Annotated in this window: 12 protein-coding genes; 7 read left to right on the top strand and 5 right to left on the bottom strand. The window is 71.9% G+C overall.

What is annotated here, in order from left to right; translation table 11 throughout:
* Window positions 1-13 precede the first annotated feature (13 nt).
* The 5 genes from AB4091_RS14080 to AB4091_RS14060 are packed head-to-tail and all read left to right on the top strand — an operon-like array spanning window position 14 to window position 4,434.
* Complete coding sequence (locus tag AB4091_RS14080; protein WP_442292376.1) at window positions 14-748, top strand: ABC transporter ATP-binding protein; 735 nt, start codon at window positions 14-16, stop codon at window positions 746-748.
* A gap of 14 nt (window positions 749-762) precedes the next feature.
* Complete coding sequence (locus tag AB4091_RS14075; protein ID WP_442292567.1) at window positions 763-1,503, top strand: ABC transporter ATP-binding protein; 741 nt, start codon at window positions 763-765, stop codon at window positions 1,501-1,503.
* Window positions 1,500-2,384, top strand: coding sequence for a branched-chain amino acid ABC transporter permease (locus tag AB4091_RS14070; protein WP_442292375.1), 885 nt, complete (start codon window positions 1,500-1,502; stop codon window positions 2,382-2,384). Before AB4091_RS14075 ends, AB4091_RS14070 begins: the two co-directional genes overlap by 4 nt.
* Before the next feature lie 53 nt (window positions 2,385-2,437).
* Window positions 2,438-3,514, top strand: coding sequence for a branched-chain amino acid ABC transporter permease (locus AB4091_RS14065; RefSeq protein WP_442292374.1), 1,077 nt, complete (start codon window positions 2,438-2,440; stop codon window positions 3,512-3,514).
* Entirely contained in the window at window positions 3,511-4,434 is a 924-nt protein-coding gene (locus AB4091_RS14060) for an alpha/beta fold hydrolase (RefSeq protein WP_442292373.1), read from the top strand. The genes AB4091_RS14065 and AB4091_RS14060 overlap by 4 nt, the downstream gene beginning before the upstream one ends.
* Here AB4091_RS14060 and AB4091_RS14055 read toward each other — a convergent pair.
* Window positions 4,419-6,311 carry a helix-turn-helix domain-containing protein gene (locus AB4091_RS14055; protein ID WP_442292372.1) on the bottom strand — a complete coding sequence of 631 codons (1,893 nt, stop codon included), beginning with the start codon at window positions 6,309-6,311 and terminating at the stop codon, window positions 4,419-4,421. The two genes, AB4091_RS14060 and AB4091_RS14055, sit on opposite strands and share 16 nt — an antisense overlap.
* A gap of 68 nt (window positions 6,312-6,379) precedes the next feature.
* A complete protein-coding gene (locus AB4091_RS14050) occupies window positions 6,380-7,201 on the bottom strand; it encodes a 3-hydroxybutyrate dehydrogenase (protein WP_442292371.1) in 822 nt (273 codons plus the stop codon).
* 218 nt (window positions 7,202-7,419) lie between these two features.
* On the opposite strand from AB4091_RS14050, the gene AB4091_RS14045 reads away from it, so the two are divergent.
* Complete coding sequence (locus AB4091_RS14045; RefSeq protein WP_442292370.1) at window positions 7,420-8,973, top strand: carboxylesterase/lipase family protein; 1,554 nt, start codon at window positions 7,420-7,422, stop codon at window positions 8,971-8,973.
* Window positions 8,970-9,827, top strand: a complete 858-nt coding sequence (locus tag AB4091_RS14040; protein WP_442292369.1) for a 2-oxo acid dehydrogenase subunit E2 — start codon at window positions 8,970-8,972, stop codon at window positions 9,825-9,827. Before AB4091_RS14045 ends, AB4091_RS14040 begins: the two co-directional genes overlap by 4 nt.
* On the opposite strand, the gene AB4091_RS14035 is transcribed toward AB4091_RS14040, so the two are convergent.
* The 3 genes from AB4091_RS14035 to AB4091_RS14025 form a co-directional block, all read right to left on the bottom strand.
* On the bottom strand, window positions 9,761-11,290 hold the full coding sequence (locus AB4091_RS14035) for a helix-turn-helix domain-containing protein (protein ID WP_442292368.1): 1,530 nt from the start codon (window positions 11,288-11,290) through the stop codon (window positions 9,761-9,763). The genes AB4091_RS14040 and AB4091_RS14035 overlap by 67 nt on opposite strands.
* A gap of 130 nt (window positions 11,291-11,420) precedes the next feature.
* Window positions 11,421-13,553 carry a 3-hydroxyacyl-CoA dehydrogenase NAD-binding domain-containing protein gene (locus AB4091_RS14030; protein WP_442292367.1) on the bottom strand — a complete coding sequence of 711 codons (2,133 nt, stop codon included), beginning with the start codon at window positions 13,551-13,553 and terminating at the stop codon, window positions 11,421-11,423.
* Entirely contained in the window at window positions 13,550-14,791 is a 1,242-nt protein-coding gene (locus AB4091_RS14025) for a thiolase family protein (RefSeq protein ID WP_442292366.1), read from the bottom strand. The genes AB4091_RS14030 and AB4091_RS14025 overlap by 4 nt, the downstream gene beginning before the upstream one ends.
* Window positions 14,792-14,846: the final 55 nt, after the last annotated feature.

Below are 14,846 nucleotides of genomic sequence, written 5' to 3'. Positions count from 1 at the left end.
GACCCCTCCCGTCGTGATCAGTGCTGAAGCGGTCGGCTGGAAGGTCGGCGGCGCCCAGATCCTCGATGACGTGTCGCTGTCCGTCGGGGCCGGTGAGCTGCTCGGCATCATCGGTCCCAACGGGGCGGGCAAGTCGTCGTTGGTCAACGTGCTCAGTGGGGTGACCAGGCCAACGACCGGTCGGATCACGTTGGGAGACAACGACGTCACGCGCGCCAGCTCCACCCGCCGGGCGCGCTTGGGTCTCGCCCGGTCGTTCCAGACCTCCGCGCTCTTCGACGGGCTCACGGCGGGCGAGAACGTCCGCCTCGCCGTGCAGGCCGCCGGATCGGCCCCGTTCTCGCCGCTCCGTGGCGCGGGGTCAGCGTCGAGCGACGTCATCGAGACCCTCCTGACCCGAGTCCGTATGCCGGGTCGCGGGCGCACGCTGGCGCGCGACCTCTCGCACGGCGAACGTCGCAAGCTCGAGCTCGCGATGTCTCTCGCGTCCGAGCCGACCGTGCTCCTGCTCGACGAGCCGATGGCGGGGGTCTCCGCCGAGGACGTCGACGGACTTACGGAGATCATCGGTGAGGTGCGCGACGCGGGGGTGGCCGTCGCCATGGTCGAGCACCACATGCACGTGGTCCTGGGCCTCGCCGACCGGGTGGCGGTGCTGCACCACGGAGAGCTGCTGGCCGTGGGAGCCCCGACCGACGTCACGTCCGACGAGCGAGTCCAGCAGGCCTACCTGGGAGAAGCACTGTGACCGACGAGAGAGCCATGCCCCACCTGGCGCCTGTCACCGACGCACCACCGGTGCTGGAGCTGGACGACGTCCACGTCCGATACGGCGGGTCGCACGTGCTCCAGGGCGTGTCGTTCGAGGTGCCGGCGACCGGGGTCACCGCGCTGCTCGGACGCAACGGTGTGGGCAAGACGACCACGCTCAAGTCGGTCATCGGTCTGGCGCCGGCCTCGGGGCGGATCCTCCTGCGTGGCAACGAGATCCAGAGCCAGCCCACCTCGCGGATCGTGCGTGGCGGCGTCGGTTACGTCCCGGAGGACCGCGAGGTGTTCGCCGGCCTGACCGTCGACGAGAACCTGCGCCTCGTCGACCCCGGTCGCGGCGTCGAGGCGCCGGTGGTCGCCACGCTGTTCCCCGACCTGCTGAAGCGCCGCGGCCAGCGCGCCGGCACGCTCTCCGGCGGTCAGCAGCAGATGGTCTCGCTCGCGCGTGTGCTGCTGCGTGACAACCTGCTGCTGCTCGTCGACGAGCCCACGAAGGGTCTGGCCCCGAAGCTCGTCACCGAGGTCGCCGACGTGCTGGCCGAGGTGGCCCGGACGACCCCGATCCTGCTCGTCGAGCAGAACCTCCCGCTCGTGCGTCGGATCGCCGACCGGGTCGTGGTCCTCGACGCCGGCCGCGTCGTGCACCGAGGTGCCGCGGCCGAACTCGTCGCGGATGCCGACCTGACCCGCGAGCTGCTCGGGGTCTCGATGCGGCGCGAGGGCGCGGCATGAGCGACCTCGCGCTGCTTCTCGTCACCGGCCTCGGCCTGGGTGCCCTCTACTTCATCGCCGCGAGCGGCCTCAGCCTCATCTACGGACTGATGGGTGTGCTCAACTTCGCGCACGGCGCGTTCATGACGGCCGGCGCCTATGCCGGCTGGATCACGATGGATGCCCTGCCGGCCGACTGGCCCACGGTGTCGCGACTCCTGCTCGCCCTGCTCGTCGCAGCGGCCGTCGGAGCCGTCATCGGGCTGGTCGTCGAGGTCGTGCTGATCCGGCCCCTCTACCGACGCCACATCCAGCAGGTCCTCGTCACGGTCGGCCTGTCGCTCGCGGGCGTGGCTGCGGCACAAGGCATCTGGGGGGCTGACCCCCGCCCCGTCGAGAAGCCCGCATGGATGAGTGCGACGAGCGACCTGCTCGGCGCGCGGCTACCCAACGACCGCCTGGTCTACGTCGTCGTGGCGGTGACCCTCTTCGCGGCCCTGATGGCGCTGCTGCACCTGACCCGGCTCGGCCTCGTCATCCGCGCGGGCGTCGAGAACCGCACCATGGTCGAAGCTCTCGGCATCAACGTCCGCCGCACCTTCACGGTGGTCTTCGCCATCGGCGGCGCGGCGGCCGGGCTGGCGGGAGTCCTCTACGCGCAGTACGTGGGTGCGGTCTCGCCGGCCCAGGGCGGGTCGCTGCTGATCTTCGCCTTCATCGTCGTCGTCATCGGCGGCATGGGCTCGCTGCCCGGCACGGCAGTGGCAGCGGTGGTCGTGGGACTGGTCCAGCAGCTCGCGAACTACTACGCGGCCAGCGGGGTGGGGGACCTGTCGGTCGTGCTGCTCCTGGCCCTCGTCCTCCTGCTCCGCCCGACCTCCCTGAAGGGGGCCCCGGCATGACGTCCTCGACGCAGACCCCTCCAGGTGTCCGCAGCCCCTCGGGAGAGCCCGATGTGACGGATCACCGTGCCGGCGCCACGCGGCCCCCGGCGCACCGCCTGCGTGCGGCCCTGCGCGCGCTGCCGGCCGTGGTCGTCGTGGTCGCCCTGGCGTACCTGCCGTACGTCGCGGTCGAGCTGCCCGGCATCCTGCCCGGACGCGTGAACGGGCCGGGCTCGATGCAGCTGCTCGCCACCTGTCTCGTGGTGGGCGGCATCGCCCTGAGCTACGACGTGCTCTTCGGACGCACCGGGCTGCTCAGCTTCGGGCACGCCCTGTTCGTGGCGGCGGGCAGCTACCTGCTGACGATCTCGCTCTCCACCTGGGAGCTGCCCTTGCCCGTGGCCGTGCTCGTGGCGCTCGGGCTCTCGACGCTGCTCGCGGTGACCGTCGGGGCGATCGCCCTGCGCGTCGGTGGGATCGCCTTCGCGATGGTCACCCTCGCCTTCGCGCAGGCGGCCTCCATCATCGTCATGCGCAACCCCGGAGGCCTCACCGGGGGCGAGGAGGGGCGCCCCCTCGACCGTGACGCCCTGCCCGACGTGCTGGTCGGGGTGAGCAACGCGCCGTACCGCTACTGGCTCGCACTCGCCTTCGTCGTCGTCGCGTGGGTCCTGGTCACGGTGCTCGTGCGATCGCGGACTGGGCACGCGATGGCAGCGGTGCGGGAGAACGAGCGACGCGCCGCGGTCCTGGGCTTCGGCACCTACCGGGTGAAGCTGATGGCGATCGTCGCGGGATCGTTCCTCGGCGCGCTCGGCGGCGTCGTCCACGCCCTCGTGCTCGGCGGGTCCAACCCGCACCTCACCACCTCCGAGTTCACCCTGGCGCTGCTCGTCATGGTGGTGCTCGGTGGGGCCGGCAGCCGCTGGGGTGCCCTGCTCGGTGGTGTGCTCTACACGTATGCCGACGCCCGGCTCGTCGAGGTCAGCAACGCGGCCGTCCTCCAGTCCGTGCCGGACGTCGTGCGCCAGGTGCTGTCACAGCCGCTCTTCATCCTCGGCGCGTTTTTCGTCGTCGTGGTCTACTTCGCACCATCGGGCCTGACCGGGCTCGGTGGCCGTCTGATCAGGAGAGCGGGGTCCAGGTGAGCACCACGTCCGCCTTCGTCATCGAGCTGCCCGAGGGCAGCCTCGCCATCCACGACCTGAGCCTCGGCAACCCGCCTCCCGATGCACCGGTCGTGCTCGCAGTCCATGGCATCACCGCCAACGGACTCTCCTGGCGAAGGGTGGCCGACGAGATCGGCCACCGGCACGGGCCCGGCGCTGTGCGAGTCCTGGCGCCCGACCTGCGGGGCCGTGGCGACAGCCGGTCGGCGCCGGCCCCCTACGGACTCGAAGCGCACGTCGACGACCTCGTGTCGGTCGCGACGGCGTTCGCGGCGACTCCACTGCTCGTGGGGCACTCGATGGGGGCGTTCATCTGCGCCCTGGCAGCCGCTCGCCATCCCGATCGGTTCTCGGGGGCCGTCCTCGTCGACGGTGGTCTCGCCTTCCCGGTGCCCGATGACCTCGACGTCGACGCCGCGCTCCAGTCCGTCATCGGGCCGGCCATGGACCGGTTGTCGATGCGCTTCGCCGACCGGGCGGCATACCTCGACTTCTGGTCGCAGCACCCCGCGCTCGGGCCGGTCCTTCGCGGACCTGGCGGCGACGCAGCGCGCGCCTACATCGAGCACGACCTCGTCGAGGACGCGCCGGGGGAGTGGCGCAGCACGTGCGTGCTCGACGCGGTGCGGGCCGACGGCGCAGACGTCCTGGCCGACCCGGAGACGCACGGCGCGCTGCGCTCGGCCGTGGCCGCCGGCGTGCGCGCCGAGCTCGTGTGGGCAGCCAGGGGGCTGCTCGACGAGCCGCAGGGCCTCTACGACGAGTCGCGGCTCGAGGCCCTCGGGGTGCCTTCGGAGGTCAAGGTCACCCGCGTCGACGCCAACCACTACGACGTCATCCTCGGAGACCGGGGCGTTGCGGCCGTCGTCGACGCCGTCGACCGTCAGCTGGGGGCCTGAAGGGCGCGCAGTCGCAGCGCGATCTGCAGCTCGAGCGCGTGCTCGGGCTGCTGCCAGGACTCCCCGAGCAGTGCCGTGATGCGCTCGAGCCGCTGCGACACCGTGTTGACGTGCACGTGGAGCGTGCCAGCCGCGTGACGCGGGCTGCCCCCGGCGCCGAAGTAGGCCGCGAGCGTGCCCACGAGGTCGGTGCCGCGGCGCTCGTCGTAGTCGACGACGGGTCCGAGCAGGCGGCGTACGTACTCGTCCACGTCGGGCGCCGAGCCCACGATGAGGCCGGCGAAGCCGAGCTGGGTGGCCGCCGCGCCCTTGCCACGGTGGCCGAGGGCGATGAGGGCGCCGACGGTGCGATGCCCCTCCTCGTACGCCTCCGTGATGCCGTCGACGTCTCTGACCGGTCCCACGCCCGCGACCGTGACGCAGGTGCGCTTGCCGATGCGCGCCGCCGCCGAGCGCGCGAGGCCGTCGGCGTCGGTGCCGGGGACGAGGGCGATGACGTCGCCGTCGTGCGACCCCACGAGGGCGGCCTCGCCGGTCGCAGCGCTGGCCGAGATCAGCAGCGCCCGGTGCCCACCCGTCTCCTCCCCGCGCAGGACGAGGAGGCAGAACGGCCGCTGCGGGTCGAAGCCCACGGTCTGGGCGAGCGTGAGCCGCTCGTCACGCGAGCCGCGCGCACTGACGAGGTCGCTGACGAGCCGGTTGCGGGCCGACTGCCGGGCGTCGGCGGCCTGTCGCTCGAAGAGCAGGACGAGCGCGGTGACGACCCCGGCGCGCTCGACCGTGCGCTGGTCCGAGTCACCGAGGTCCAGGCCGCCCACGTAGATGGTGCCGAGACGCTCTCGGGCAGCGGTGACGGCGACGGCGTAGACGCCGTCCTTCTCGACCAGGCGCCCGCTGCCGAGTCCCGGCAGGGCGTTCAGGCTGGCGAAGGGGTCGTCGCCGTCGGTCGACTGGGCAGGGGCCGGTCCGGCTGAGCTGTGCCGCTGCCCGTTCTCGTCGACCAGTACCGCCCAGCCACCGAGCAGCTCGGCGAGCGCGTGGGTGATGTCGTCGACGCCACCACCGCCCAGGACGAGCGAGGCGAAGCGGTCGTGCGCCGCGGCAGCCTTCTCGACCCCCTCGGCGTACTGTCGCACGGTCTCGTGCGCGTCGGACAGGGCAGCGAGGGCGTTCTCGGCGTCGGCAAGAGCGCGTGTCTGCACGAGGGTGACGGCCGCGAGGGTGGCCAGGTTGCCCAGCAGGCCGACCTCCTCGCGCGTGAACGGGCGTGACGAGCGGTTGGCGGCGAAGAGCACTCCGACGAAGTGGGACTCGACGATGAGCGGCGTGCCGCAGATCGCGATGATCCCCTCCTCGCCGACGGCGCTGTTGATCGCCTCGGTGTGCCGGAACCTCTCGTCGGACCAGTAGTCGGCCGTCCAGTACGGCTTGTGGGTCGAGGCGACGAGGCCACCGAGACCGGCCCCGAGCGCGAGGCGCACCGACTGGAAGGCGGCCGACACCGACCCGTCCGTGGCCCGCATGTAGGTGTCGCCGGCCTCGGGGTCGTAGAGGGTGAGGTAGGCGAGGTCGGTGCCCACGAGCCGGCGCGCCCGACGGACGATGGCGTCGAGGACCGACCCGGGGTCGCTCGCGGTGGCCAGCTCGCGCGCGGTGTCGAGCAGCGCGGCGAGACCCGCCTCACGGTGCTGGTGCACCTCGCGCGCACTCGCGATGCGCAGCGCGACGTCGCGCGCCTCGGCCGGTGCGGCTGCTGCGGCGACCTCGGCGACGGGGGCGTCCGAGGCGAGCAGTTCGAGCAGGTGCAGGACCTGCTGGGCGTGCAGGGTCGCGTCCGCTGGCTCGGCGGTCTGTGACGTCTCGCTGCGGGTGGCCACGGGCAGATCCTAGGCGCGTCGTAGGTGGCGGAAGGGGGCGGTCTGGATAGGGGGGCGCCGGGCGGGCCTCAGTGCGCGGTCCAGCCGCCGTCCATGGAGAAGGACGTCCCGTTGACCGAGCCGGATGCCGGCCCGCACAGGAAGAGTGTGAGTGCGGCCACCTCGTCCGGCTCGACGAGACGCTTGACGGCGACCGGCGCCAGCATGACCTTCTCGACGACCTCGGACTCGGGGATGCCGTGCGTGCGGGCCTGGTCGGCGATCTGCTTCTCGACGAGCGGGGTGCGCACGTACGCGGGGTTGATGCACGTCGAGGTGACCCCGCGCGGGCCGCCCTCGAGCGCAACCACCTTCGAGAGACCCTCGAGGCCGTGCTTGGCGGTCACGTAGGCGGACTTGAACGCGCTGGCCCGCAGCCCGTGGACGCTCGAGATGTTGACGACCCGGCCCCAGCCGCGGTCGTACATGTGCGGGAGGCTCTGGCGGATGAGCCGGAACGGCGAGACGAGCATGAGGTCGAGGATGAGGTCGAAGCGCTCGAGCGGGAAGTCTTCGATCGGGCTGACGTGCTGGATGCCCGCGTTGTTGACGAGGATGTCGACCTCGGTCGGCAGATCGGCGAGACCGTCGAGGTCGGCGAGGTCCGCCGTGATGGTCGAGAGCGCCGCACTGTCGGCCAGGGCGGCGAGGCCCTGCTCGTCACGGTCGACCGCGTGCACCTTCGCGCCCGCGTCGGCCAGGGCCTTGGCCACGCTCGCCCCGATGCCGCTCGCGGCGCCGGTCACGAGGGCCGTTCGGCCGGTCAGGTCGATGGGTTCGTTGACCGCCGTCCGGACCCGCGTGGGGGAGTCCGGGGCGGCGTCGCGTGCGTCGGTGCGGGCGTCGGCCATGCGGAGAGACTAGGGAGGGGACCCGAGGCCCCCTGTGTGGTGACCGGACACAAAACACCGGGTTCCATGTGTCTCCCACTCACGTCGGGCGCACCGCCCGGGAGTCCCTCAGCGAGCCCTTCGACGGGCCTGGCGCGCTCGACCTCCGGTGACGGGACCTCCGGTGCCGGGACCTTCGCCTCTGGTCGCCGTCACGGTTGCCGACGCACCGTGGACGCGTGGAGAGTGTCGTGTCGACGGCGTACGGGGCCGTGCGCGGCGTCGTGGACGACGGGGTGCACGCGTTCCTGGGCGTCCCGTATGCCGCCCCGCCGGTCGGCGTAGACCGGCTCCGACCGCCCCGGCCCCCGGTCGTCTGGGACGGGGTCCGTGACGCGCGCAGTCCGGGCCCCGAGCCGCCACAGGTGGCGCCACCGTCGACGGGCGGCCCGCCGGCCGGAGCGGAGGAGAGCTGGCAGGACGTGGGTGCCGCCTTCGAGGCGGTGCATCGGGCACCGGCCTCGTCGGACTACCTCAACCTCAACCTCTGGACGCCCGAGCCCGGTCGGGCGTCCCTGCCGGTGATGGTCTGGATCCAGGGCGGGATGTTCGAGCTCAGCTCGACCGCAGCGTACGACGGCAGCCGGTTCGCTCGCGACGGCGTCGTCTGCGTCGTCATCAACTGGCGCCCCGGCGCCGAGGGCTTCCTCTACCTCGACGACGGGGTCGCCGACCTCGGGCTGCTCGACCAGGTGGCGGCGCTGCGGTGGGTCCGCGAGAACATCGCCTCGTTCGGTGGCGACCCGGCGAACGTGACCGTCTTCGGCGAGTCGGCCGGGGCCATGAGCATCGGATGCCTGCTCGCGATGCCGGCCGCCGCCGGTCTCTTCCGGCGTGCGGTGCTGCAGAGCGGGGCAGCCCACCACGTCGTGGAGACGGAGCAGGCACTCGGCGTCGCGCACGACCTGGCCCGCCGGATGGGCGTCCCGCCGACGCGGGAAGCCATCGCCGACGCGGGTGTCGCACGAATGCTGGTCGCGCAGGCCGAGCTGAAGCAGGACCTCATGGCGCACCCCGATCCGGACCGGTGGGGCCTGCCCGTGGTCGCGAGCCTCATGCCCTGGCAGCCGGTCGTCGACGGAGACGTCCTCCCGGGCCCACCGCTGGCGCGGATCGCGGGCGGTTCGGCCCGAGACGTCGACGTGCTCGTCGGGACCAACGCCGACGACTGGCGGCTGTTTCTCGTCCTCAGTGGGGCCTTGCCCGGGATCACGGACGAGGTGCTGCTCGGGGACGTCCGAAGCCACGGCTACCAGAGCCTCGCGGCGTACGGCCTGGACGCGGCGCTCGCCCTGGGCGCCTACCGGGACCGCTACCCGCAGGCGGTGCCCGGCGACCTGCTGGCCGCGGTTCAGACGGACTGGTGGATGCGGATTCCGGCCATCCGCCTGGCCGATGCGCACGCCGACGACGCCCCCGCGGGGAGCACCCACATGTACGAGTTCGCCTGGGCCGCACCGGGTCTGGGGTCTGTGCACGCCCTGGAGGTCCCCTTCGTCTTCGACACGGCTCGGAGCGATGCGCCACTCTTCGGGCCGCTGCTGGGGCCCGAGCCGCCCCAGGACCTCGCACGGACCATGCACCGCGCCTGGGTGGAGTTCGCGTCCACGGGGGACCCCGGGTGGCCGGCCTACGACACCGACCACCGCTCGACGTGCCGGTTCGACACCACCTGCACGGTGGTCGACGACCCGCGAGCCTGGGAACGTGCCACCTGGGACGGCCTGCGATGAGCGCAGCGCGAGCCCGGCCGTCCGGCTACGTCGTCCGGCGTGTCGGCAAGGAGCGCGACCCCGTGCTCGACCGGCTGGTCGGCGCCAGCAGACGCTTCCAGGTGCACGCCCTCGTCGAGCTCGACGTCGCCCGCGCCGCCGAGCGGATCCGGTCCGCCGCCGGTGAGGTGTCGTGGACGGGGTTCGTCATCGGCTCGGTGGCCCGCGCCGTGGCCGTGCACCCGGATGTCAACGTGCGCAGGGCCGGCAGGCACCTGGTCTGCTTCGACCGCGTCGACATCGGGACCACGGTCGAGAGGGGCACCAGCGACGACCCGATGCTCGACATCACCGTCGTGCCGGCCGCCGACCGGCTCAGCTGCGCCGAGGTCACCTCGATGCTCCACGAGGCCAAGGTCGGGCCGCCGCCGGTCCACGAGGCCACGCGCGCGGTCACCACGCTGCTGCGCCTGCCGGCGCCCCTGCGACGAGCGGGGATCCGTGCCCTCGGGGCCCGACCGAAGACATCGGCCCGTTTCGGCCCGGCGGTCGGGGTCACGTCGCTGGGGATGTTCGGCCACGCGTGGGGTTGGGTCATCCCGGTCGCCCCGCTGACCGTCATCGTCAGCGTGGGCAGCGTCGTCGACCGGCCGGCCGTCGAGGCTGGTGTCGTGGTGGCCCGGCCGCGTCTTCCCCTCACCCTCACCTTCGACCACGCCGTCGTGGACGGCGCGCCGGCCGCCCGCTTCGTCGAGACCCTGCGCGAGCTCGTCGAGACGGCCGCCGCCCTCGACGACGGGACCCGAGGTCAGATGTCGCGGAAGACCTCGATGGTCGCGCCGAGCGCGTTGAGCCGGTCGGCGAGGTCCTCGTAGCCGCGGTTGATGACGTAGACGTTGCGCAGCACCGACGTGCCCGGGGCAGCGAGCATGGCCAGCAACACGACGACGCCCGGCCGCAGGGCCGGCGGGCACACCACCTCGGCAGCGCGCCACCGGGTGGGCCCCTCGACGATCACCCGGTGCGGGTCGAGCAGCTGCACGCGGGCACCGACCTTCGTCAGTTCGGTGAGGTAGATCGCCCGGTTCTCGTAGACCCAGTCGTGGATCATCGTGCTTCCCTCCGCCACCGCGCCGATGAGCGCGAAGAACGGGAGGTTGTCGATGTTGAGGCCCGGGAACGGCATCGGGTGGATCTTGTCGGCCGGCGCCTTGAGCGGGCCGGGGATGGTCGTGAGGTCGACGAGGCGGGTCTTGCCGTTGGCCGACATGTACTCGCCCGTGAGGTTGTACTTCATCCCCATGCCGTCGAGCGTCGCCAGCTCGATCTCGATGAACTCGATCGGGACGCGGCGGATCGTGATGGAGCTGTCGGTCACCACGGCGGCCGCGATGAGGCTCATGGCCTCGATCGGGTCCTCGCTCGGGGCGTACTCGACGTCGACGTCGATCTCGGCGAGCCCGTGCACGGTCAGGGTGGTGGTGCCGATGCCGTCGATGCGCACCCCGAGCTTCTCGAGGAAGAAGCAGAGGTCCTGGACCATGTAGTTGGGGCTCGCGTTGCGGATGACGGTCGTGCCGGCGTGCCGCGCGGCGGCCATGAGGACGTTCTCGGTCACCGTGTCGCCGCGCTCGGTGAGCACGATGGCGCGGTCGGGGTTGACCGACCGGTCGGAGCGGGCCTCGTAGAAGCCGTGCGTGGCGGTGACCTCGAGCCCGAACGAGCGCAGTGCGCTGAGGTGGGGCTCGACGGTGCGGGTGCCGAGGTCGCAGCCGCCGGCATACGGCAGCTGGAAGGACTCGTGCTCGTGGAGCAGCGGGCCGAGGAACATGATGACGGTGCGCGTGCGACGCGCGGCCGCGACGTCGATGTCGTCGAGGTTGAGCTCGGCCGGCGGGATGATCTCGAGGTCGCTGCTGTCGGGCAGCCAGCGGGTGCGCACGCCGATCGAGGCGAGCACCTCGAGGATGCGGTTGACCTCCTCGATGCGCGCGAGGTTGCGCAGGGTCGTGCGACCCCGGTTGAGCAGCGCCGCGCAGAGCAAGGCGACAGCGGCGTTCTTCGAGGTCTTCACGTCGATGGAGCCGTTGAGCTTCTGTCCGCCGACGATGCGAAGGTGCTGGGGTCCGGAGTGGCCGAGCGAGACGAACTCGGAGTCGAGGGCGTCGCCGATCTTCGCGAGCATGTCGAGGCTGAGGTTCTGCTTGCCCTGCTCGATGCGCGTGACAGCGCTCTGAGAGGTCCCGAGGAGCTCTGCGAGGTCCGACTGGGTCATCCCCTTGTGGCGTCGAGCGTCGCGGATCAGGGTTCCGATGCGGGTCAGGTAGGTCTTGGGCACGACGTCGAGGCTAACTCATATATGAGTTAGGGCAAATCCGCCGCGCGCCCGGCGTGGCGACCGGCAGAGCGCCACGAACCGGGTCGTCCGGTTCGTGGCGCTTCGTCCGTATGCCGTGGGGGCGGCTCGGTCAGCCTGCTGCGTTCGCGACGCCGACGGGGAGGAAGCGGCTGCCCGTGACGGCCTCGGCGACGCCGGTGCGGTCGAGCAGGGGCGTGATGCCACCGTTCCAGAACTGGAACCCGGCGCCGGTGATCATCGCGAGGTCGATGTCCATCGGGGCCTGGGCGACGCCCTCGTCGAGCATCCGGCGGGCCTCGTCGGCCAGCACCGTGAGCACGCGCTGTCGCACCTGGGCGAGGTCGAGCACGACCGGCTCGGCCGGCTTCTCGACGAGCTCGGCGACCTCGGGGTCGAGAACCGGGCGGCCGCTGCTCAGCTCGTAGAAGCCGCGCTTGCCGGCCGCCACGATCCGCTGGAGCGTCGGGGAGGCGTAGAACCGGTCGGGGAACGCTCGCACCAGGGTCTCGCCGTTGTGCAGCGCGATCGCCGGGCCTACGAGCCCGATCAGCACGAACGGCGGCATCGGCGCGAGCCCCGCGAACGCGCGGTCGACGACCTCGATCGGGGTGCCCTCGTCGAGGATCTTCGCTGCCTCGCCCATGAAGCGGCCGAGCAGTCGGTTGACGATGAACGACGGCCGGTCCGCGGCACGGATGCACGTCTTCTTCAGGGCCTTGCCCACCGCGAACGCCGTTGCCAACGTCGCGTCGTCGGTGCGCTCTCCGGGGATGACCTCGAGGAGGGGCATGACGGCCACCGGGTTGAAGAAGTGCAAGCCCACGACCCGCTCGGGGTGCTCGAGTTTCGAGGCCATCTCGGCGATCGACAGGCTCGAGGTGTTCGTCGCGAGCACGCACTCGGGCGACACGACGACCTCGACCTCGGCGAAGACCTGCTGCTTGACCGACATCTCCTCGAAGACCGCCTCGATGACGACGTCGGCGTCGACGAAGCCGTCCTTGCTCGTGGAGCCGGTGACGAGGGCCTTGTAGCGGTTGAGCTTGTCGGCGTTGAGACGTCCCTTGCCCGCGAGCTTGTCGAGCTCGGCGTGCACGTAGCCGACACCCTTGGCCACGCGCTCCTCGTCGATGTCGGTGAGCACGACCGGCACCTGGAGGCGCTGGATGAACAGCAGCGCGAGCTGGCTCGCCATGAGGCCCGCCCCGACGATGCCCACCTTCGTGACCGGACGCGCCAGTGCCTTGTCGGGGGCCCCGGCGGGACGCTTGGCCCGCTTCTGCACGAGGTCGAAGGCGTAGAGGCCGGCCCGGAGCTCGTCGCTCATGAGCAGGTCGGCGAGCACCTCGTCCTCCGCGGCGAACCCCTCGTCGCGCGTCGCGGTGCGGGCGGCGGCGAGCAGGTCGAGGGCGGCATACGGGCTCTTCGCCTGCCGTCCGGTCTTGACGTCGGCGAGGCCCTTGGCCTTGGCGATCGCGGCGTTCCACGCCGCCTCGTCGCGGTCGACCTCCGGCCGGTCGACGGCGACCTCGCCCGACAGCACGCGAGCCGCCCAGGCGACGGACTCCTCGAGGAAGTCGGCCGGCTCGAAGAGGGCGTCGGCCATGCCGAGCTTGTACGCGTCGACGCCCTTCAGCATGCGGTTCTGGCTCAGCGGGTTGTCGATGACGACGGTGAGCGCCTTCTCGATGCCGACCAGGTTGGGCAGCAGCCAGCAGCCACCCCAGCCGGGGACGAGGCCGAGGAACACCTCGGGCAGCGCAACGGCGGGCACGCCCGCGCTCATGGTGCGGTAGCTCGCCGACAGCGCCAGCTCCACACCGCCGCCCATGGCCGCACCGTTGACGAACGCGAAGGTCGGCACGGGCAGGTCGGAGAACGACGCGTATGCCGCGTGGCCGGCTCGCGCGATCTCGAGCGCCTGGTCACGCGACTGGATCACGGGAACACCGGTGAGGTCGGCGCCGACCGCGAAGATGAAGGGCTTGCCCGTGACGGCCACCGCGACGATCTCACCACGTTCGGCGCGCTCACGCAGGCGGGCGACGGTCTCGGCCAGGCCCGCGATCGACTGAGGGCCGAACGTGTTGGGCTTCGTGTGGTCGAAGCCGTTGTCGAGCGTGATGAGCGCGAGCGTGCCGGCGCCGCCGGGCAGCGCGACGTCGCGCACCGGCGTACGCGTGACGACCTCGGCTGCGAAGTCGGCTGCAGCGGTGGGCTTCTCGGTGGTCGTGGCGCTCACTTGGCACCCTCCTCGGTCGTGCCGGCGACGGCGGTGGGGGAGTAGTCGGCGTGGTGCGGGTTCTCCCAGATCACGGCGCCCCCCATGCCGATGCCGATGCACATCGCGGTCAGGCCGTAGCGCACCTCGGGGTGCTCTTCGAACTGGCGGGCGACCTGGGTCATGAGACGCACGCCGGAGCTGGCGAGCGGGTGCCCGGTCGCGATGGCGCCGCCGTACTCGTTGACGCGGGGGTCCTCGTCGGCGATGCCGAAGTGGTCGAGGAAGGCGAGCACCTGCACGGCGAACGCCTCGTTGAGCTCGAAGAGACCGATGTCCTCGATCGTGAGGCCCGCCTTGGCGAGGGCCTTCTCGGTGGCGGGCACGGGGCCGACGCCCATGACCTCGGGCTCGACGCCGACGAAGGAGTAGGCGACCAGTCGCATCCGCACCGGCAGGCCGAGGTCGCTCGCAGCCTGCTCGGAGGCGAGCAGGCACGCGGTCGCACCGTCGGTCAGGCCGGCGGCGTTGCCCGCCGTCACGTTGCCGTGGGCCCGGAACGGGGTCTTGAGGAGCCCGACGTCCTCGACCGTCGTGCCCGGGCGTGGCGGCTCGTCGACCGAGGCGATGCCCCATCCCTGCTCGGCGTGGCGGGTGGCCACCGTGACGAGGTCGCGCTGGATCTTGCCGTCGGCGTACGCCTGGGCCAGCTTGTCCTGGCTGCCGACGGCGAAGGCGTCGGAGCGCTGCTTCGTCAGCTGGGGGAAGCGGTCGTGGAGGTTCTCGGCCGTCTTGCCCATGACGAGGGCGTCGGGGTCGACGATCTTCTCGGCGACGATGCGGGGGTTGGGGTCCACTCCCTCGCCCATCGGGTGCCGGCCCATGTGCTCGACGCCGCCCGCGATGGCCACGTCGTAGGCGCCGAAGGCGATCGAGCTCGCGGTGTTGGTCACGGCCGTCATGGCTCCGGCGCACATCCGGTCGATCGAGTAGCCGGGGGTCGTGTTCGGCAGGCCCGAGAGCAGCGCCGCCGTGCGGCCGAGGGTCAGGCCCTGGTCGCCGATCTGGGTGGTCGCCGCGATGGCGACCTCCTCGACCTTGTCCTTGGGCAGGTTCGGGTTGCGGTGCAGCAGCTCGCGGATGCACCGGATGACGAGGTCGTCGGCTCGGGTCTGGGCGTACATGCCCTTCTCGCCCGCCTTGCCGAACGGCGTGCGGACGCCGTCGACGAAGACGACCTCATTGAGTGCGCGGGGCACGGTGCCTCCAGGGGATCGAGGGTCGGTGGGCCGCGACGGAGCGCGACACCTCGAT

Origin of the sequence: Terrabacter sp. 2RAF25 (assembly GCF_052115265.1) — a bacterium.
GTDB lineage: Bacteria > Actinomycetota > Actinomycetes > Actinomycetales > Dermatophilaceae > Terrabacter.
This window is presented reverse-complemented; position numbering and strand designations above follow the sequence as displayed.